Source organism: Bordetella sp. 15P40C-2 (genome assembly GCF_009763235.1).
In the GTDB taxonomy this organism is placed as follows: domain Bacteria; phylum Pseudomonadota; class Gammaproteobacteria; order Burkholderiales; family Burkholderiaceae_B; genus Bordetella_A.
This window is the reverse complement of record NZ_WSJA01000021.1, coordinates 69,113-89,943: the sequence shown is the minus strand read 5'-3', so window position 1 is coordinate 89,943 and position 20,831 is coordinate 69,113. Positions and strand designations below refer to the sequence as shown.

Below are 20,831 nucleotides of genomic sequence, written 5' to 3'. Positions count from 1 at the left end.
TGGAGCAGGCATATCCAACTGAGTTAGATCCCTATAACCCGACCACGCCCGCGCAAGCGCATTCATTCCAATCACTTCTTTCGTTTAAACATGAAGATCCTCATCTCCACCGACATCGAAGGCGTGGCCGGCGTCTTTCATGCTGAGCAAGTCCGCCCCGGCAACGGCGAATACGAGCGCGCGCGCGTCTGGATGACGGGCGAGGCCAACGCCGCCGTCCAGGGCGCCTTCGAAGGCGGCGCGACCGAAGTGCTGGTCAACGATTCGCATGGCGGCTTCCGTAATCTGCTGCCCGACCAGATCGATCCGCGCGCCCGACTCGTGCTGGGCAAGCCCCGCTATCTCGGCATGATGGGCGGGCTGGAGGAAGCCTGCGACGCGGTGATGCTGGTCGGCTATCACTCGCGCGCACAAGGTCGCGGCATCCTTGCTCACACCATCAACAGCTTCGCCTTTGCGCGGGTGCTGATCAACGGGCAAGAACTCGGCGAGGCCGGCCTGTACGGCGCGCTAGCTGGCGAACTGGGCGTGCCCGTCATCCTCGCCAGTGGCGACGACGTGTTCATCGAGGAAACCCAGCCGCTGTACCCGAATGCGCAATGGGTACAGACCAAGATCGCACACGGGCAGGGCAGTGGTATCACCCTCTCTCCAGAGGCTGCCCGCCAGGCTATCGCCCAGGCAGCTCGCCTGGCCGTGCAGGCGCGACGCGACAATATCGATGGCGTGACACCCTTTCGCATCGCTGGACCGATAGAATGCCGGCTGCAGACACAATCCTCTGCCTTGGCGGATCTGTTCTGCATGTGGCCCACGCTCGAGCGCGTGGACGGCGTCATGCTGCGCTTTACGGTAGACAGCATGCAGGCCGCTATCCGTACGCTCAATAGCCTGTCGGCCATGTCATCCATGTTGCGTTAAGGAAATTCATGTCTAGTACTGACACCCGCATTGCCCAACTGCGCGAGGCCATGCGCCGACTGGCGTTGGATGCCTGCATTGTGCCGTCCGCTGACCCCCATCTGTCTGAATACCTGCCCGAGCGTTGGCAGGGACGCCAGTGGCTGAGCGGTTTCACCGGGTCTGTCGGTACGTTGGTCGTGACGGCGGACTTCGCCGGGCTGTGGGTGGATAGCCGCTATTGGGTGCAGGCAGAGGCGCAATTGTCCGGCTCCTGCGTGCAACTGATGAAAACGGGCGCGGCCGCGACGCCCAGCCATGTAGATTGGTTGGCGCAGCAACTATCGTCCGGGCAACGCGTGGGCGTAGACGGGCAGGTCCTGGGTCTGGCGGCATTTCGGGCTTTGTCGGCCGCGCTCGCGCCGCGTGGCATCGCTCTGGATATCCAGGCGGATCCGCTGTCCGACATCTGGACCGACCGTCCGGCATTGCCTGAGGCTCCAATTACCGAACACACCGCCCCGTATGCCTGCGTCTCGCGCGCGGACAAGCTGGCGCAGGTCCGGCAAGCCATGCGCGCCAAGCGCGCGGATGTGCATTTTCTATGCACTTTGGACGACATCGCATGGCTCTTTAATCTGCGTGGCGCCGATGTTTCCTATAACCCCGTCTTTCTTGCGTTCGCGTTGATCACCGAGGACAACGCCACGCTGTTTGTCGGTGAAGGCAAGATCGACGAGGCATTGCAAACCGTCCTAGCCACCGACGGCGTCGATGTCGCCTCCTACGATCAGGTTTCCGAAGCCCTGGGTTCGCTGGAACTGGACCAGACCTTGCTGATCGATCCGTCGCGCGTGACCTGCGGCGTGTTCCATGCGATGAACCCCGAGGTACCCCGCATCGAGGATATCAATCCGTCCACGCTATTGAAGTCGCGCAAGACCGACGCCGAGCTGGCGCAGGTACGCATCGCGATGGAGCAGGACGGCGCGGCGCTGTGCGAGTTCTTCGCCTGGTATGAGCGTGCTGTCAACGGTGGCGAACGGGACGAGCCCGTCACCGAACTGACGATCGACGAACAAATCACGGCCGCCCGGGCCCGACAAGCCGACTATGTGTCGCCCAGCTTCGCCACCATCGCCGGCTTTAACGCCAATGGCGCCATGCCTCACTACCGCGCCACGCCCGAGTCGCACGCGGTCATCGAGGGCGACGGCTTGCTATTGATCGATTCCGGCGCGCAATATCTGAGCGGCACGACCGACATCACCCGCGTAGTGGCCGTCGGCACCCCGAGCGCCGATCAGAAAGTCGACTTCACGCTGGTGCTCAAAGGGATGATTGCGCTGTCGCGCGCGTCGTTCCCGCGCGGCACGCCATCACCCATGCTGGACGCGATCGCGCGTGCGCCGATCTGGCAGGGTGGGGTGGAGTACGGCCATGGCACGGGCCACGGCGTGGGCTACTTCCTCAATGTGCACGAAGGACCCCAAGTCATCTCCTATCGTGCTGCGCCCGGCCTGCACACAGCCATGGAGCCCGGCATGATCACCTCCAACGAACCCGGCATTTACCGCGCCGGCCGCTGGGGCGTGCGCATCGAAAACCTGGTGGCCAACCGTCCCTGGCTCGATGGTGAATTCGGCGAATTCCTGTGTTTTGAAACACTGACTTTATGCCCGATCGACGTCCGGTGCATCGACGTGACGTTGTTGCGCGAAGACGAAATCGCCTGGCTTAACGACTACCATCGCATGGTGCGCGATCGCCTTTCGCCGCGCGTCGAAGGCGAGGCGCTGGCCTGGCTGCATGCCCATACCGAGCCATTGCTGGTATCGTGATGCCGTAGCGGGGGCGGTCTCCAGCCCCTGTTTTCGGGTTGTTACCTCACAACAGTCAGGGAAAACCCCTGACTTGGCTCGCGGCCGGCTATAATCCAAATTTCCCGCATGCGCTCCCTACACGGGCGCCTATTACGATGACCAAATACGTATTTGTCACCGGCGGTGTGGTGTCATCCCTGGGCAAAGGGATCGCCGCCGCGTCCCTCGCCGCGATCCTCGAATCGCGCGGCCTGCAAGTCACTCTGCTCAAGCTTGATCCCTACATCAACGTCGACCCCGGCACGATGAGCCCGTTCCAGCACGGCGAGGTGTTCGTCACCGAAGACGGCGCCGAAACCGACCTGGACCTGGGCCACTACGAGCGTTTCATCTCGGCCAAGATGCGCAAGGTGAACAACTTCACCACCGGCCAGATCTATGAATCGGTGCTGCGCAAAGAGCGCCGCGGCGACTATCTGGGCAAGACCGTGCAGGTGATCCCGCACATCACCAACGAGATCCAGGACTTCGTCGCCCGTGGCGCCGACGCCGCCTGGAATGGCGCCACCGACGTGGCCATCGTCGAGATCGGCGGAACCGTGGGTGATATCGAATCGCTGCCGTTCCTGGAAGCCGCGCGCCAGATGAGCCTGCGCCTGGGCCGCAACAACGCCGCTTTCGTGCATCTCACGCTGGTGCCGTTCATCGCCTCGGCTGGCGAACTCAAGACCAAGCCGACGCAGCATTCCGTGCAGAAATTGCGCGAAATCGGTATCTATCCGAACGCCTTGCTGTGCCGCGCCGATCGCCCGATTCCCGATGACGAGCGCGCCAAGATCTCGATGTTCTCCAACGTCCCGCTGGACGCCGTGATCTCGGTGTGGGACGCCGACTCGATCTACAAAATCCCCGCCATGCTGCACAAGCAAGGCGTGGACAACATCGTCTGCGAAGCGCTGGGCCTGAACCCGCCGCCGGCCGACCTGTCCATGTGGGACAGGCTGGTCGATGCACTGGAACACCCCCAGCACGAAATCACCGTCGGTATGGTCGGCAAATATGTCGATCTGACTGAGTCGTACAAGTCCTTGTCCGAGGCGCTGGTTCACGCCGGTATCCACACGCGTTCGAAGATCAATATCGAGTACATCGATTCCGAAGACATCGAAACGCGCGGCACCGAGCAGCTCAAGCATCTGGACGCCATTCTGGTGCCCGGTGGATTCGGCAAGCGCGGCACGGAAGGCAAGATCGCCGCGATCCGCTACGCGCGTGAAAACGGCGTGCCCTACCTGGGCATCTGCTTGGGCATGCAGCTGGCCGTGATCGAATTCGCGCGTCATGTCGCCGGTCTGGGTGGCGCCAACAGTACGGAATTCGATCCGTCCGCGCCGCATCCCGTCGTGGCACTGATCACCGAATGGATGGACCGCGAAGGCAAGCTCGAACGTCGCGACCAGACCTCCGACCTCGGCGGCACCATGCGCAAGGGCGCGCAGGTCTGCCCGATCAAGCCCGGTACACGCGCACAGTCGATCTATGGCGACACCGTGAACGAACGTCACCGTCACCGCTACGAGGTGAACAACGTCTACGTCCCGCGCCTCGAAGAGGCAGGCATGGTCATCAGCGCGCGCACGCCTACCGAAAATCTGCCGGAAATCATGGAGCTGCCGAACCATCCCTGGTTCGTCGGCGTGCAGTTCCACCCGGAATTCACCTCCACGCCGCGTGACGGGCATCCGCTGTTCTCGAGCTTTATCAAGGCAGCCATCGCTCATCACGACACGCGTAAGGATAGCTAATGAAAGCTTGCGGTTTCGATATTGGTCTGGAACACCCGTTTTTCCTCATTGCGGGCCCGTGCGTCATCGAGTCGCGCGAACTGGCCTTCGATACCGCCGGCCGGCTAAAGGAAATCACCGCCGCGCTGGGCATCCCGTTCATTTACAAGAGCTCGTTCGACAAAGCCAATCGCAGTTCTGGCAAGTCGTTTCGTGGCCTGGGAATGGACGAGGGGCTGAAGATCCTCGCTGACGTGCGCGATCAGCTCGGCGTGCCCGTGCTCACCGACGTGCACGAAACCGAGCAGGTCGAGCCCGTGGCGGCGGTGGTGGATATGCTGCAGACGCCGGCCTTCCTGTGCCGGCAAACCGATTTCATCCGCGCCTGCGCGGCCTCGCTCAAGCCCGTCAATATCAAGAAAGGCCAGTTCCTCGCCCCGCACGATATGGTGCAGGTCGCGCAGAAAGCGCGCGACGCCGCCATCGAGGCCGGTGGCGACGGCAGCAACATCCTGGTCTGCGAACGCGGTGCTTCTTTCGGATACAACAACTTGGTGTCCGACATGCGTTCGCTCGCTATCATGCGGGAAACGGGCTGTCCTGTCGTTTACGATGCTACTCACTCGGTGCAGTTGCCGGGCGGGCAGGGCACGTCTTCGGGCGGGCAGCGCGAGTTCGTGCCAGTGCTGGCGCGTGCAGCGGTGGCCGTGGGCGTATCCGGTCTCTTCATGGAGACCCACCCCAATCCGGCTTGCGCCTTGTCCGATGGCCCGAACGCCGTGCCGCTGGACCTGATGCCCGCGCTGCTCGAGTCGCTGGTCGAGCTCGATCGCGTCACCAAACGCAACGGTTTCATCGAAAATCAGTTCGTCTGAACTGGCCCGGTGACGCCGTCATGAATTTGTTTATCGTTCAGGGAATCAATCAATCATGAGTGCAATCGTCGACATTATCGGCCGCGAGATCCTCGATTCGCGTGGCAACCCCACCGTCGAATGTGATGTGTTGTTGGAATCGGGCGCCATGGGCCGCGCCGCGGTTCCTTCGGGCGCGTCCACCGGCCAGCGTGAAGCCATCGAGCTGCGCGACGGCGACAAGTCCCGCTACCTGGGCAAGGGCGTGCTGCGCGCCGTCGAGAACCTCAACACCGAGATCTCCGAGGCCCTGATGGGTCTGGATGCTCAGGAGCAGACCTTTGTCGATCGCACCCTGATCGAATTGGACGGCACCGACAGCAAAGAGCGCCTGGGCGCTAACGCCATCCTGGCGGCTAGTATGGCTGTCGCCCGCGCTGCGGCCGACGAGTCGGGCTTGTCGCTGTACCGCTATTTCGGCGGCAGCGGCCCGATGAGCATGCCCGTGCCGATGATGAACGTCATCAACGGCGGCGCGCACGCCAACAACACGCTCGATCTGCAAGAGCTGATGATTCTGCCCGTGGGCGCAACGAGCTTCCGCGAAGCCCTGCGCTGGGGTGCCGAGGTCTTCCACAGCCTGAAAAAGATCATCAATGCCCAAGGCATGTCCACCGCCGTGGGCGACGAAGGCGGCTTTGCCCCCAACGTCCAGAACCACGAGGCTGCCATTCAGCTGATCCTCAAGGCCATCACCGAAGCCGGCTACGAGCCGGGCACGCAGATCGCCCTGGGTCTGGATTGCGCCAGCTCCGAGTTCTACCGTGACGGCAAGTACACGCTGGAAGGCGAAGGCGGCCTGTCGCTGTCCTCGCAAGAGTTCGCCAACTTGCTGGCCACCTGGTGCGACAAGTACCCGATCATCAGCATCGAAGACGGCATGGCCGAAAACGACTGGGACGGCTGGGCCTTGTTGACTGAGCAACTGGGCAAGAAAGTCCAGCTGGTCGGCGACGATCTGTTCGTCACCAACACCCGCATCCTGCGCGAAGGCATCCAGAAGAACATCGCCAACTCGATCCTGATCAAGATCAACCAGATCGGCACCCTGACTGAGACCTTTGCCGCTATCGAAATGGCCAAGCGCGCCGGCTACACCGCCGTCGTGTCGCACCGTTCGGGCGAAACCGAAGACTCGACCATCGCCGATATCGCCGTGGCAACCAATGCCATGCAGATCAAGACCGGTTCGCTCTCGCGTTCCGATCGTATGGCCAAGTACAACCAGCTGCTGCGCATCGAAGAAGAACTCGCCGAAGTGGCGTCCTACCCGGGCCGCGACGCGTTCTACAACCTGCGTTGATTGGACTGCATGCCGGGCGCTCCATGCGCCCGGCATGAGGTCGGTCGCCATTTATAGGCTATCCCTGAAGGGCTCTCGTATATGCGCCTGCTGTTCTTGGTGCTGCTGGCGTTGGTGGCGCTGATCCAGTATCCGCTTTGGTTAGGTAAGGGCGGCTGGTTCACCGTTTGGGACCTGCAGAAACAGATCGCGGCGCAGCACGAGGTCAATGAAGGCCTGCGCGCGCGCAATGCCGCGCTGGAAGCCGAGGTGCGAGACCTGGAAACCGGTTCGGGCGCGATCGAAGAACGCGCCCGCAGCGAGCTCGGCATGATGCGCGAAGGCGAAGTCTTCGTGCATATCCTGCCGGCCGACAGTCCCTTGCCAACGAACTCGGTGCCGGGCGCCGTTCATTCCCGTCCGTCTAATCAAGCACCCGCACGCACCGCGCCACCCGCCACGCAACGTCGTTAAGCCGGCGCTAAGTCGCCGCCTTGGTGCAGTCCCAATCGCCATAGACTACGTTCGCCGTCGGCGTTGCTTTCGGTGAAGCCCGGGCATGCGTTTCGATATCCAGCGTTAACCGTATGGGCAGCATGCCGTGGGCCCATGCTTTGCGCATGCAATCTCCCTGCTCTTGCCCAAACGCCCGGAGCAGGGCGCGTGTCATCGGGGATAGTGGTTCATGAAGATAAGTCAGCCGCGTATGCAGGATCTGCACGTCTTGCGGCTGCAGAATTTCTATCCGCCACGCAGGCATGCCTGTTTTATTTTGGATGGCGGCCCAGATTTCCGCCTGTCTGTTCTGCGCGGCATGTTTGCCGGCGACCAACGGCGGCAGGAATGCGGCAACGAATCCACGCTGCATGGCCTCGGCGCGATCAGGATGCGTGGCGCCGACCCGTGCGCTGTCCAATAGCGCGACATAGGCCACTTGCCGCAACATCTGCCAGTGCGCGGCTTCGACGATCAGCGTACCGAACAACAGCAGCGAAATCGCGACGAGCGCGAATTCGACCAGCGTTGCGCCCCGTTGACGTAAGCGATCGCCGGTGCTCACCATCGCTTCCCCAGCGTAAAAAGAAAAAATCGGCATATCCAAGACTGTGCTTGAGATATGCCGATCTTCAGAAGCTAACGATAGTCTGCCCCAAAATTGCGACGAATCCTATGGGGCCGAGGATGATACTTTGGACGCAGTCGGTTCACGGTAGGAGGCATCCCGCGCAAGCGGACAAATAGCTAAGCCCGCACGCGCAGAGACTTAATGCACCGTCGGCGGATCCTGTTCCGGCATGGGTCGGCTGTCCGTAAACAAACCCGAACAATCCACTGGGTCGAACGCATAAGGCTTGCCGCAGAAATCGCAGGTGATCTGTACGGAGCCTTGCTCGGCCAGAATCTCATTGACTTCCTGCTCGCCCAGCGTGCGCAGCATATTCCCGACGCGCTCGCGCGTGCAGGGGCAATGCCAGCGGACCTGGGACGGCTCGAAACCGATCATCGTGTCTTCCCAATACAGACGATGGATGATCGTATCGATATCGCTATTTAGCAGCTCGTCGGGCTTGATCGTTTCGGCCATGACGATAGCGTGTTCGAGGGTGTTGGCCCCGCTTTCGCTCGCGGCCGTGCCGCCGTGGTCCGGCAGGCGCTGGATCAAGAGCCCGGCGGCATGCTGCCCGTCAGCTTGCAGCCAGAGACGGGTGTCGAGCTGTTCGGATGCCTTCATATAGTGCTGCAAAGCCTCGGCCACCGTATCGCCTTCCAACGGCACAATGCCTTGATAGGCTTGCTGGCCGGGAACCTTGCGGCGCGGATCCAGCACGACGATGAAACGGCCCTCGTTATTGGTGTTCAAAAGGCTTTGCATCGTGCCATCCGGCGGCACTTCCTGACCCTCGCGGACCTTGACCGTGGCGCGCATGCCCAGGTCGGACTGGCATTCGACGACCAATAGCGCGACAGGGCCCGTGCCTTGGATTTGCAGAACCAGCGAGCCTTCGAACTTAATGTTCGCCGCCAGTAGCGCGGCGGCCGCCATGAGTTCGCCTAGCAGGCGCTGAATGGCGGGCGGGTAATCATGATGCTCTTGTGCGTGCAGCCAGGTCTCGTGCAGCCGGACGGCCTGCACGCGCACCGAGCGATCTTCGAAAAGGAATTTCTTGAGTTGATCAGTCATACGTGAATGTTAGCCGATGACGCGCAAGGTGCCATCGCCACCCGCCGAATTAACCGATGCGTTTAAGCGCGCGCTTGTAGTGTTGCGCGCGCTCCTGATAATGGTGGGTATTCCCGTGCATATTGGCGATTTCTTCCGGGGACAATTCGCGTACCACTTTGCCCACACCGATCACCAGCGAATTATCGGGAATCACTTTGCCTTCGGCGATGATGGCGCCCGCGCCGATCAGGCAGTTTCGCCCGATAACCGCACGGTTCAAAATGATGGCTTGCATGCCTATCAGGGCGCCTTCCTGGATCGTGCAGCCATGCAACATGGCTTGATGGCCCACCGTGACGTTTGGCCCGATGGTCATGGGGCATCCTTCATCCACATGCAGGACGGAGCCTTCCTGGATGTTCGTGCCGCGTTCGATGATGATCGGCGCATTATCGCCACGGATTGCAACATGTGACCATATGCTGACTCCCTCGCGCAGGGTCACATTGCCAATGATGTCCGCACTGTCTGCCACATAGACGCTGGGGTCGATTTGAGGGGTTTGATCATCAAGCTGATAAATAGGCATACTACAACAGTCTCACTCAGGGTGTCCGGCGGGTATCGCCGCCCGGGTCTGCTCGCGCAGGCGCAGGACACGGCGCTGGATTTTGCCGGTTGTTGTCATAGGGAGTTCGTCGATGAACTCAATCTCTTTGGGATACTCGTACGGCGCGAGCCGTTCGCGTACATAGTTCTGTAACTGGAGCGTCACCTCGGCAGGATCGTGGCTGGCGTACTCGGGGGTCAGCACGACATAGGCCTTGACCACCGCGCCTCGCTCGGGATCGGGTTTGGGCACGATCGCGGCATTCGCCACGGCCTCGTGACCGATCAGGCAACTCTCGATTTCCGCCGGGCCGATACGATAGCCGGCGGATTTAAATACATCGTCCGCGCGTCCCGCATACCAGAGGTAGCCGTCTTCGTCGACGCGCGCCAGATCGCCCGTGCGGCACCAGTCGCCCGTGAATTTTGCCTGCGTGGCCGCCTCGTTGCGCCAATAACCAAGAAACAGGATTGGATCGGGAAATCCGGCAATATCGAGCCGATTGAGTGCGATCTCACCGACTTCGCCAACTGGCACGGGCTGGCCCGCCTCATCGATCACCGCGACCCGATGTCCGGGGTAGGGGCGCCCCATGCTGCCCGGCTTCGCCGGCCAGCGGTGACAACTGTTGCCGACGATATAGTTCATCTCGGTCTGGCCAAACATTTCGTTGGGCGTAATGCCCAGCGCGGTCTGACACCAGCGAAATACCGTTTCTCCCACGCTTTCCCCGGCGCTCATGATGGCGCGCAGCGCCAGGCGATAGCGCGTCATCGGCTCGGGCACCGACTTCATCATCATCTTCAGCGCAGTGGGGAAGAGGAACACGTTCGTGACCTGGTAGCGCTCCATCAATTCAAACGCCCGCTCGGGCGAGAATCTCCCGCGCGTGCCCACGATGGCATGTCCGAAATACAAAGTGGGCAGCAGCGCGTCCATCAAGCCGCCCGTCCATGCCCAGTCCGCCGGCGACCAGAAGACATCGTTCGGCTTGGGAAACCAGTTTTGCGAGGCGACAAAGCCCGGCAGGTTGCCAATCAGCACGCTATGAGGCAGTAGCGCTCCTTTGGGCGCGCCCGTCGTGCCCGACGTGTACATCAGTATCGCCGGGTCCGAGGAGAGGGTGGCGACCTGTTTGAATTGCGACGGCTGACGGGCTAGCAGGCTGCGCCAGGGCAGCACCCGTTCGTCCACAAAGCCGATGCCGATGATCTGGTTCAGATTCGGGCAGTCGTCGCTGACAGCCAGCACATTGATACGGGAGGCCGGATCGACGATAGCAATGCGCGCGTCCGAGTCTCGCAGGCGCGACTCCAGCGCCTCGGGCCCGAACAGCGGCGATAACGGCACGACGACCGCGCCCACGCTGTAGATCGCCATGTGCGCGACCACGGTTTCCGGTCGTTGTCCTAAAACCACACCCACGCGATCGCCGCGTTCCACGCCCATCTTGATCAACCCATTGGCGAGCTGATTGACGGCTTCGCCCAGGCGGGCGTAGGTCCAGACCTCCCGGTTACCGGCCTCGTCTTCGTGGTAAATGGCAATACGTCGGGCATCCGCGGTGCTTTCGGCCCAACGGTGGCAGCAGACCTCCGCAATGTTGAATTGGGTCGGAACTAGCCAGCGGAATGATTGGTAGAGCGACTGATATTGGTCGTCCATGGCCCTATGTTTTAAGCGCGCTGGCGATCATCCCGAGGGATGCCCGCCCGGGGGCCGGAATGCCCCCTACAAGTGCAAGCATGACCTAGAGGGCCGCGATCTGCAATATGCGCGTGTCGATAGCGGGGACATATAAGGGTTATTACGCATGCGCGTTTTGGCGTCTTTTGGGCGCGGCGGGTACGTCGCACAGCCGGGTCCCTAGCAAACGGTCATGCAGGAACTGCCCATCCCGATCAAACCAGGACCAAATGAAAATCGCGAACGGCGCGACCACAATGAACATATCGACCGACCGCCACCCGGTGGCCACCGAGGCGGCAGAGACAATGGCTGCGGCACACAGGACGAGCGGCCAGATCAGCAGGTAACGCATGATCAGCTTGCCCACCGAAGGCGGCTGGCCATGACGGTCTATCAGCCGGATATTCCAGGTCTTCATTGGCAGCGTCTGACCGTTGCGCCGCCAGCACAGGATGAAATAGATGCCGATCACGACGAATAGCCAAGCCTGGCGCGCATGCCGCAGGGTCAGGGCGTGCTTGCTCTGCGTCAACGTGTCGAATAGATAGCCCGCGAGAAACACCACGCCAAACAACAGCACGGCTTCGTACATCATGCAGGCGAACCGGCGTAGCCGGCTGGCGGTCGGGTATTGGGCAGCAGTCATGGAGCGCTATTATCCCGACCATCGCCACGGCAGGCAAAAAAAAGCCCACCGATTGGTCGGTGGGCCTTAAAAGGGGCTATAGCAGCCCCCAAGGGGAAATCGTCGTAGGGCCACATTCACCGCCGACCGCGCAACTGTCGCGTCCTGGTCTGGCGGGGTTAAACCGTGGCCCTGTTGAATGCCGATACTCAGCATCTTGAATCCGGGCTTGCATAGCCAGCGCAAGTTCTATGCCGGCTACTTCGCAATCATGCTAGGCCCTATTCTAGGGTTAACCCTGAAAGAGTGCAAGTTCTCTGATCATCATGCCTGTTTCCGCCCGAACGTTGCAATCAATTCATATTTTGAACCGTCACAGCTCGGGAGGAAACTGCGGTGTATTTACAACAACCCTCAAGCCGGGTCGCGGTAGCTCGCTGCCACCAGTTCGAATCCGAACAAACGGCAATCGAGCGATCCGTTATGCAGCGGAATGCGGCGCAACGGCTTGAGGCGCAGGCGTTGTGGCAGGTCCCGATCGCTGGTGATGACGTGCAGCTGCCAGCCCGCGTAGGAGCGCTTCAGGTTCGCGGACCAGGCGCGCCAGAGCTCCGTGTCGTCGGTAGGCAGCCGTTCGCCGTAAGGCGGGTTCGTCACGATCCAGCCTTGTTCGGCGGGCGGCGGCACCTCGCGGGCGTCACCAACCTCGAATCGGATCGTGTCGGCGGTCAGCCACGCGCGCTCGGCGTTATTGCGCGCAAATTCGACGGCTTGCGGGTCCAGGTCATAGCCCACCAGCGGTGCGTCGAGCTTGGGCAAGATGCGGGCACGGGCGTCGTCTTTCAGATCGCGCCAGCGCCGCGCGTCGTGGTCGCGCAGGCGTTCAAAACCGAGCGGACGCGAAATGCCGGCGGGCACGCCCAGCGCGATCCAGGCCGCTTCGATCAGGATGGTTCCGCTGCCGCAGAACGGGTCGAGCAAGGGCGCCGCCGGGTCCCAACCCGCCAGCGCCAGCATGCCGGCCGCGAGGTTTTCTCGCAAGGGCGCTTCGCCCTTGTCCAGACGCCAGCCGCGTTTGAAGAGCGACTCACCCGACGTGTCCAGATAGAGCGTGGCGGTGTTGCCCGTCAGAAACAGGTGCACGCGGGCGTCGGGTCGGACGGTATCGATACTGGGGCGCGCGCCTTCGCGGTCGCGCAGACGGTCGCAGATCCCGTCCTTGGCGCGCAGATTGCAATATTGCAGGCTTTGCACCGGACTTTTCACGGCGGAGGTATCGACTCGCAAGGTGTGCTCGGCGCCGAACCAGCGTTCCCAAGGCACGTTGTATGCGACGTCCAGGATGTCGTCTTCGTGCGAGATCGTTTCGTGGGCGACCTGCACCAGAATGCGCGTGGCCAGCCGCGAGTAAAGGTTCGCGCGTTGAATGCCGGACCAGTCCGCGCTGAAATGACAGCCCGCACGGCCCACACGCGCGTCCTCGAAGCCCAGCGCCTGCATCTCTGCGGTCAAGGCCTCTTCCAGTCCCTGGGGGCAGGGCGCAAACACGGGGAAAACCTCCGCATCGCGCAGCCAGCGCGGCGCGCGCTTGCGGATTTCGGGTTCGGCGGCCCATTCCACCTCGGCGGGGAAGTCATCTTGATCGCCGAGGCCTTGGCCCAGATCGGGCTCGGCCGCGCGCTCACGCTTATCTGCAAAACGATCGCCGTCGCGCGGCGCGCCCCGACGGGAGAACGAGGTGTCTTCCCGGGGAGCATCACTACGGTATTTAGACGGTGATTTACGTGCGGGCGCAGCCGGGGCCTCGTCCTGGCGCAAACGTTGCACCTGCTCTTTCGAGCGTTCAATCAGCGCGGCCGTGCGCGCGCGGGCGCCGCTACGCTTGCGCGGGGTTTCGCTCGCAGCCGCGTGGGCGTCACGCGCCGTTTTTTTGACCGTCAGTGTTTTACGACGGCCTTGATCATCAGAAGACATACGGATCCTGGCTTAAGCCGGGCAATGTGGTCAGAAAGGTTTAAGCACCACCAGCAGCACCACCGCCACCAGCAATAAGACGGGAATTTCGTTAAACCAGCGGTAGAACTTATGCGTACGGGTGTTGCGGCCCTGTTCGAATTTGCGCAACATCACCCCGCAGGCGTGATGGTAGCCGATGATAAGCACGACAAAGAACAGCTTGGCGTGCATCCAGCCATTGCCCGGGCCCATGCCGACGCCAAAACCGATATACAGCCACAGCCCCAGCAACACGGCGATGACCGCCAGTATCGTGGTGAACCGGAACAGCCGGCGCGCCATGCCGATCAGACAGGTCTTCACGGCGGCATCGGTCGCCTGCGCCAGATTCACGTAGATTCGCGGCAGATAAAACAGGCCGGCGAACCAGGCCGTGACGAACACGATGTGAAAGGCTTTGACCCAGAGGTAAGACATAGCAGGGGAATGGCAGGTGGTGAATAGCTGGATTGTAGTCGGCCCGGGGTAAAGCTGCCGGGCACGCTAGGTTACGTAGAGATCGACATACTCGTGCACGGGCATGGCCTCCAACGTAGGTTGGTCCAGCGAGGCTTCAAGAATTCGCCGCTGTTGCTTGGCGGCGAACACACGTGCCAGATTCGTGCGGAATTTCGACTCCAATAATGGCATGCCTTCGCTGCGGCGACGTTTGTGGCCAATGGGATATTCGCAGACGACTTCGTCCAGCTGCGTTCCGTCTTGCAAGGTCACGGTCAGGGCATTCGCGATCGATCGCTTGTCGGGATCATGATAGTCGAGCGTGTAGGCGGGGTCCTCGACGCAGACGATTTTGGCGCGCAAGGTGTCGATGCGCGGGTCTTGCGCGATGTCGTCTTCATAGTCGGCGGCGGTCAGGCGTCCGAATAGCAGGGGCACGGCCACCATGTACTGAATGCAATGATCGCGGTCGGCGGGATTATTCAGCGGGCCTTTCTTGTCGATGATGCGCAGGCAGGCCGCATGGGTGCGGATAGTGATCTGTTCGATGTCTTCGGCGGTTTTGCCCAAGGTAGTCAGGCGCTGGTACAGCGTCATTGCGCACTCGACCGCGGTCTGGGCATGAAATTCGGCCGGATACGAGATCTTGAACAGCACGTTTTCCATCACATAGCTGCCATAGGGCCGTTGGAACTTGAAGGGTTGCCCCTTGAAGGACACATCGTAAAAGCCCCAGGTCTTGGCCGTCAGCACCGATGGGTAACCCATCTCGCCCGTTTTGGCGATCAGCGCGAGCCGCACGGCGCGGCTGGTCGCGTCGCCAGCTGCCCAGCTTTTTCGGCTGCCGGTGTTGGGGGCGTGGCGATATGTGCGCAGACTCTGACCATCGACCCATGCCAGCGATACGGCATTGATGATTTCCTCGCGCGTCAGGCCCAGCATCTGCGCGATGACCGCGGTCGAGGCGACTTTCACCAGCACCACATGATCCAAGCCGACCTGGTTAAAGGAATTCTCCAGCGCGATACAGCCCTGGATTTCGTGCGCCTTGATCATCGCCGTCAGCACATCGCGCATGGTCAGCGGCGATTTGCCGGCGGCAACGGCGGTGCGCGACAGCCAGTCGGCGGTAGCCAGAATGCCGCCGAGATTATCCGAAGGATGTCCCCATTCCGCCGCGAGCCAGGTGTCGTTGAAATCCAGCCAACGGATCATCGCGCCAATGTTGAATGCGGCTTGAACGGGATCAAGCTGATAGGGCGTGCCGGGTACCTTCGCGCCGTTGGGCACTATGGTGCCGGGGACGATGGGTCCGAGCAGCTTGCGGCAGGCCGGGTATTGCAGCGCCTCCAGACCGCAGCCCAACGTATCGATCAGGCAATAACGTGCCGTGTCGTAGGCCAGCTGACTGTCGATCTGATAGTCCAGCACATAGTCGACGATATCGGTCAGCACCTGGTCCGGCTCGGGACGCGAGGAGGGTAGGTGAGTAGACATACGGCGGTCTCCCAAATGGGCGTGCCAGCTACACACGCCAGATTGTTGACAATATGGCGATCCAAACGCGGTATGGATATAATTTAGCGCACATTTTCCTCGCGATTGTCGACATGACAGAAAAAGTCCTTGCCCTGGTCGAACCCTCGACCGGTGAAACGGAAACGCTTTCCGAGCAGGTTTTCCGCGACATCCAGTCCGCCATTATCAAGGGCGACATCGCGCCGGGCAGCAAGATTTCCGAGCCTGAGCTTGCCCGTACCTATGGCATCAGCCGCGGGCCGCTGCGCGAGGCGATTCACCGTCTCGAGGGTCAACGCCTGGTGGTGCGCGTGCCGCATGTGGGCGCACGCGTCGTCTCGCTGAGTCAGCAAGAGCTGTGCGAGCTCTATCAAATCCGTGAGTCGCTCGAAGGCATGGCCTGCCGCTTGGCGGCCGCGCGCATGACGGCGGCGGAGGTCGACGAGCTGCGGCGCGTATTGCAGGCCCACGAGCGGGACGAGGCTTTTCAGGCCGGGCGCGGTTACTACCAGCAAGAGGGCGATTACGACTTTCACTACAAGATCGTCCAGGCCAGCGGCAATCAGATGCTGATTCGCATGCTGTGCGATGAGCTCTATCAGCTGGCACGCATGTACCGCATTCAATACTCGGATACGCCGCATCGACCCCGGCAGGCGTTTGCCGAGCATCACCGTATTCTCGATGCGATCGCCGACGGCGACGGCGAGCTCGCAGAACTTTTAATGCGCAGACATATCCGCGCATCCCGTCTCAACATTGAACATCAGATCGCGCACAACACCTTGCAGCGCACGGAGGCATCATGAATTCACAATTTCGCAAGCCCTTACCCGGCACCGAGCTGGACTACTTCGATGCGCGCGCCGCGGTCGATGCGATCGCGCCGGGCGCGTATGACCGCTTGCCTTATACCTCGCGTGTGCTCGCGGAAAATCTGGTGCGCCGCTGTGATCCGGCCTTATTGAACGATGCGCTGCGTCAGCTGATTGAGCGCCGCCGCGATCTGGACTTCCCGTGGTTTCCGGCGCGCGTGGTGTGCCACGACATTCTGGGCCAAACCGCGCTGGTCGATCTGGCGGGCCTGCGTGATGCCATCGCGGATATGGGCGGCGACCCGGCCAAGGTGAATCCCGTTGTGCCGGTGCAACTGATTGTGGATCACTCGCTGGCCGTGGAACACGCGGGCTATGAACCCGATGCCTTTGCGAAGAACCGCGCCATCGAAGATCGCCGCAACGACGACCGGTTTCACTTTATCGATTGGACGCGCGAGGCGTTTCATAACGTCGAGGTCGTGCCGCCGGGTAACGGCATCATGCACCAGATCAATCTGGAACGCATGTCGCCGGTTATCCATGCACAAAATGGCGTGGCGTTTCCCGATACCTTGGTCGGCACCGACAGTCACACACCGCACGTCGATGCCTTGGGCGTGATCGCGGTCGGCGTGGGCGGTCTGGAAGCCGAGAACGTGATGCTGGGCCGCGCCTCGTGGATGCGCTTGCCCGATATCGTGGGCGTTGAGCTGACGGGCAAGCCGCAGCCGGGTATCACCGCGACCGATATCGTGTTGACGCTCACCGAGTTCCTGCGCAAAGAGCGCGTGGTGGGTGCGTACCTGGAGTTCTATGGCGAGGGCGCATCCAGCCTCACCTTGGGCGACCGCGCAACGATATCGAATATGGCCCCCGAATACGGCGCAACGGCGGCGATGTTCTTCATCGATCAACAGACGATCGATTACCTGAAGCTCACCGGCCGCGAAGACGCGCAGGTACAGCTCGTGCAGACGTATGCGCAGCAGGCCGGCTTGTGGGCGGACAGCTTGAAGAACGCGGAATACGAACGCGTGCTGCGTTTCGATCTTTCCAGCGTGGTGCGCACGCTCGCGGGTCCGTCGAACCCCCATCGCCGCTTGCCGGTGTCGGATCTGGCCGAGCGCGGTATCGCGGGCGTGGTGGAAAATGAGCCCGGTTTGATGCCCGATGGCGCGGTCATCATTGCCGCGATCACAAGCTGCACCAACACCAGCAATCCGCGCAACGTCATCACCGCGGGCTTGCTGGCGCGCAACGCCAACCGAGTGGGCTTGACGCGCAAACCGTGGGTGAAGACTTCGCTCGCGCCTGGATCCAAGGCCGTCGAGCTTTATCTCGACGAAGCGCAACTAACCAGCGAGCTCGAGAAGCTTGGCTTCGGTATCGTTGCGTTCGCCTGTACCACATGCAACGGCATGTCCGGTGCGTTGGACCCCAAGATCCAACAAGAAATCATCGACCGTGATTTGTATGCGACGGCAGTGCTATCGGGTAACCGCAACTTCGATGGGCGGATTCACCCCTATGCCAAACAAGCGTTCCTTGCTTCGCCGCCATTGGTAGTGGCTTACGCCATCGCAGGCACCATTCGTTTCGATATCGAACGTGATGTGCTGGGCAAGGATGCGAGAGGCAACGATATTCGTCTGAAGGATATCTGGCCCAGCGAGGAAGAGATCGACGCCGTCGTGGCCGCGGCCGTCAAGCCCGAGCAATTCCGCAAGGTCTACGCACCGATGTTCGGCATCCGCGATGCACGACGCGAGTCCGTGAGTCCCTTGTACGAATGGCGCCCTCAAAGCACTTATATCCGTCGTCCTCCTTACTGGGAAGGCGCGCTGGCTGGCGAGCGCACGTTGAAAGGCATGCGTCCGCTTGCCGTCCTGGGCGACAACATCACCACGGACCATCTCTCGCCCTCGAATGCGATCTTGCTCGATAGCGCCGCAGGCGAATACCTCGCCAAAATGGGCTTGCCCGAGGAAGACTTCAACTCCTACGCCACCCATCGCGGCGACCATCTGACCGCGCAGCGCGCGACGTTCGCGAATCCCAAACTCTATAACGAGATGGTCCGCAACGAAGACGGCAGCGTCAAACAAGGCTCACTCGCGCGTGTCGAGCCAGAAGGCAAGACCATGCGGATGTGGGAGGCCATCGAAACCTATATGCAACGCAAGCAGCCCCTTATCATCGTGGCGGGGGCGGACTATGGACAGGGCTCCTCGCGTGACTGGGCGGCTAAGGGCGTGCGTCTGGCCGGTGTCGAAGCCATTGTGGCCGAAGGCTTCGAGCGCATTCACCGCACCAACCTGATCGGCATGGGCGTACTGCCGCTGGAATTCAAGCCGGGAACCAACCGTAAAACGCTGGCGCTCGATGGTACGGAAACCTATGACGTGGTGGGCGAGCGTAAGCCGCGCGCCGATCTGACACTGATCGTGCATCGCCGCGATGGAAGCGCGATCGAAGTGCCGGTGACGTGTCGCCTCGATACCGCCGAAGAAGTCTCCATCTACGAAGCAGGCGGCGTGTTGCAGCGCTTCGCGCAAGACTTTCTCGAATCCTCGTCCGCCAGCGCAGCCAGTCAGGCGGGCTGAGCAATCAATCGATAACAGACAGATCAGGATCCTTCATGACGCACGCACCACAAATCAAAATTCCCGCGACTTATATGCGCGGTGGTACGAGTAAAGGCGTTTTCTTCAAGCTCACCGACTTACCTCCGGCCGCGCAGGTAGCCGGGCCGGATCGCGATTCGCTCCTCATGCGAGTCATCGGCAGTCCCGATCCCTATGGCAAACAAATCGACGGTATGGGCGGTGCGACTTCCAGCACCAGCAAGACGGTGATCTTGTCCAAGAGCAGCCGTCCCGATCACGATGTCGATTATCTGTTCGGTCAGGTGTCTATCGATCAGGCTTTCGTGGATTGGAGTGGCAACTGCGGCAACCTGTCGGCCGCGGTGGGTCCGTTCGCCATTGCGAATGGTCTGGTCGATGCTGATCGTATCCCCGAGAACGGCATTGCGACTGTGCGCATTTGGCAAGCCAATATCGGCAAGACCATCGTGAATCATGTCCCCATCACCAACGGTCAGGTGCAAGAGACCGGGGATTTTGAACTGGATGGCGTGACCTTTCCGGCTGCCGAGATCAAGGTTGAGTTTCTCGATCCGGCTGACGAAGGCGAAGGCGAGGGCGGCTCGATGTTTCCTACGGGTAACGTCGTGGACGACTTCGAGGTACCGGGCGAAGGCACATTTCGCGCGACCTTCATTAACTCGGGAATTCCGACCATCTTTCTGGATGCGGAAGCCCTGGGCTATACCGGCACCGAATTACAAGACGCCATCAACAGTGATCCCACCGCGCTCGCGCGCTTCGAGAAAATCCGTGCGTATGGCGCCGTGCGTATGGGTCTGATCGCCTCGCCCGAGCAGGCGGCTGCCCGTCAACATACGCCCAAGATCGCATTCGTGTCCAAACCACGCGCCTATACCGCGTCCAGCGGTAAAGCCATCGGCGAGAAGGACGTGGATCTGCTGGTGCGCGCGCTTTCCATGGGCAAGCTGCACCATGCCATGATGGGTACTGCATCGGTTGCCATAGCAACGGCTGCGGCCGTTCCGGGAACCTTGGTGAATCTCGCCGCAGGCGGCGGTGAACGGACGGGTGTGCGCTTCGGTCATCCCTCCGGAACATTGCAAGTCGGCGCCGAAGCCAAACTCGTCGATGGCGAGTGGACGGTCACGAAAGCGATCATGTCGCGCAGCGCGCGTGTCTTGATGGAAGGATGGGTGCGCGTGCCTTGGATGCCACGTTGAGCGTTGTTAATCGTTGCCGGGCCGGCCGGCGCCAGTCGCCCAAAATCAAGAAAAGCTCAAGCATAAGTCGACGTGGCGGTCGCCATGATTATTCAAGGCGACGATTCAACAACCGCAATGGGCTGAGAGATGCAATCAGTGGTGACCTGTTGGCGACACGTTCCTTGGAAGCCTGAGTCCCTCCGCTAAACCCAAGGCCGCCCTACGCCAAACGCGCCGTCTTCCCCGAGCCCACGCCAACACGTCCCGACGTCGCGAGCGTGGGCTTTTTCATGGAGTGCTTACGTCCGCCTCCACCGGCCATCGCCACAGCTACCGGCAAACGAGGACGAAGAAACTGCGTGCTCTTCTCACAAATTAGGGAACTAGCAGGACCTCGCGGTCACTCAGTGAGTAATTTTAAATAACAGTTCGGGACCTT

17 protein-coding genes are annotated in these 20,831 nt (G+C 61.2%); 9 read left to right on the top strand and 8 right to left on the bottom strand.

All coding sequences use genetic code 11. The annotated features are described in order from the left end of the window. Positions 1-90: 90 nt before the first annotated feature. The 6 genes from GOQ25_RS10015 to ftsB all read left to right on the top strand — a co-directional run bounded on the left by GOQ25_RS10015 (position 91) and on the right by ftsB (position 7,177). Positions 91-921, top strand: a complete 831-nt coding sequence (locus tag GOQ25_RS10015) for a M55 family metallopeptidase (protein ID WP_160350325.1) — start codon at positions 91-93, stop codon at positions 919-921. Positions 922-929: 8 nt separating this feature from the next. Next, positions 930-2,741, top strand: a complete 1,812-nt coding sequence (locus GOQ25_RS10010; protein ID WP_160350324.1) for an aminopeptidase P family protein — start codon at positions 930-932, stop codon at positions 2,739-2,741. A 137-nt stretch (positions 2,742-2,878) separates the two neighbouring features. Further along, positions 2,879-4,528 carry a CTP synthase gene (locus tag GOQ25_RS10005; RefSeq protein WP_160350323.1) on the top strand — a complete coding sequence of 550 codons (1,650 nt, stop codon included), beginning with the start codon at positions 2,879-2,881 and terminating at the stop codon, positions 4,526-4,528. Continuing rightward, positions 4,528-5,382 carry a 3-deoxy-8-phosphooctulonate synthase gene (gene kdsA / locus GOQ25_RS10000; protein WP_160350322.1) on the top strand — a complete coding sequence of 285 codons (855 nt, stop codon included), beginning with the start codon at positions 4,528-4,530 and terminating at the stop codon, positions 5,380-5,382. Before GOQ25_RS10005 ends, kdsA begins: the two co-directional genes overlap by 1 nt. A gap of 55 nt (positions 5,383-5,437) precedes the next feature. Next, the gene (gene eno, locus GOQ25_RS09995; protein WP_160350321.1) at positions 5,438-6,724 is read left to right on the top strand and encodes a phosphopyruvate hydratase; all 1,287 of its coding nucleotides are present in this window, start codon (positions 5,438-5,440) and stop codon (positions 6,722-6,724) included. Positions 6,725-6,805: 81 nt separating this feature from the next. Beyond that, on the top strand, positions 6,806-7,177 hold the full coding sequence (gene ftsB, locus GOQ25_RS09990; RefSeq protein ID WP_160350320.1) for a cell division protein FtsB: 372 nt from the start codon (positions 6,806-6,808) through the stop codon (positions 7,175-7,177). Positions 7,178-7,184: 7 nt separating this feature from the next. On the opposite strand, the gene GOQ25_RS09985 is transcribed toward ftsB, so the two are convergent. From GOQ25_RS09985 to GOQ25_RS09950, 8 genes are all read right to left on the bottom strand, one after another. Next, positions 7,185-7,799 (bottom strand): TadE/TadG family type IV pilus assembly protein, encoded by a 615-nt coding sequence (locus tag GOQ25_RS09985; RefSeq protein WP_160350319.1) that lies wholly within the window; start codon positions 7,797-7,799, stop codon positions 7,185-7,187. Between the two features lie 168 nt (positions 7,800-7,967). Further along, on the bottom strand, positions 7,968-8,885 hold the full coding sequence (hslO, locus tag GOQ25_RS09980; protein WP_160350318.1) for an Hsp33 family molecular chaperone HslO: 918 nt from the start codon (positions 8,883-8,885) through the stop codon (positions 7,968-7,970). Positions 8,886-8,934: 49 nt separating this feature from the next. Then, positions 8,935-9,456, bottom strand: a complete 522-nt coding sequence (locus tag GOQ25_RS09975) for a gamma carbonic anhydrase family protein (protein WP_160350317.1) — start codon at positions 9,454-9,456, stop codon at positions 8,935-8,937. Positions 9,457-9,468: 12 nt separating this feature from the next. After that, positions 9,469-11,142, bottom strand: a complete 1,674-nt coding sequence (locus GOQ25_RS09970; protein WP_160350316.1) for an acyl-CoA synthetase — start codon at positions 11,140-11,142, stop codon at positions 9,469-9,471. Positions 11,143-11,284: 142 nt separating this feature from the next. Next, the gene (locus tag GOQ25_RS09965) at positions 11,285-11,812 is read right to left on the bottom strand and encodes an RDD family protein (RefSeq protein ID WP_160350315.1); all 528 of its coding nucleotides are present in this window, start codon (positions 11,810-11,812) and stop codon (positions 11,285-11,287) included. Between the two features lie 393 nt (positions 11,813-12,205). Then, entirely contained in the window at positions 12,206-13,765 is a 1,560-nt protein-coding gene (locus GOQ25_RS09960) for a class I SAM-dependent RNA methyltransferase (protein ID WP_160350314.1), read from the bottom strand. Positions 13,766-13,795: 30 nt separating this feature from the next. After that, positions 13,796-14,224, bottom strand: coding sequence for a CopD family protein (locus GOQ25_RS09955; RefSeq protein WP_160350313.1), 429 nt, complete (start codon positions 14,222-14,224; stop codon positions 13,796-13,798). A 66-nt stretch (positions 14,225-14,290) separates the two neighbouring features. After that, positions 14,291-15,742, bottom strand: a complete 1,452-nt coding sequence (locus tag GOQ25_RS09950) for a bifunctional 2-methylcitrate dehydratase/aconitate hydratase (RefSeq protein ID WP_160350312.1) — start codon at positions 15,740-15,742, stop codon at positions 14,291-14,293. A gap of 113 nt (positions 15,743-15,855) precedes the next feature. Between GOQ25_RS09950 and GOQ25_RS09945 the strand changes: the two genes are divergently transcribed. From GOQ25_RS09945 to prpF, 3 genes are read left to right on the top strand one after another with little or no spacing between them, the layout of a single operon-like run. After that, the gene (locus GOQ25_RS09945; protein ID WP_160350311.1) at positions 15,856-16,572 is read left to right on the top strand and encodes a GntR family transcriptional regulator; all 717 of its coding nucleotides are present in this window, start codon (positions 15,856-15,858) and stop codon (positions 16,570-16,572) included. Continuing rightward, positions 16,569-19,184, top strand: coding sequence for a Fe/S-dependent 2-methylisocitrate dehydratase AcnD (acnD, locus tag GOQ25_RS09940; RefSeq protein ID WP_160350310.1), 2,616 nt, complete (start codon positions 16,569-16,571; stop codon positions 19,182-19,184). Before GOQ25_RS09945 ends, acnD begins: the two co-directional genes overlap by 4 nt. Positions 19,185-19,219: 35 nt before the next feature. After that, a complete protein-coding gene (gene prpF, locus GOQ25_RS09935) occupies positions 19,220-20,410 on the top strand; it encodes a 2-methylaconitate cis-trans isomerase PrpF (protein ID WP_160350309.1) in 1,191 nt (396 codons plus the stop codon). Positions 20,411-20,831: the final 421 nt, after the last annotated feature.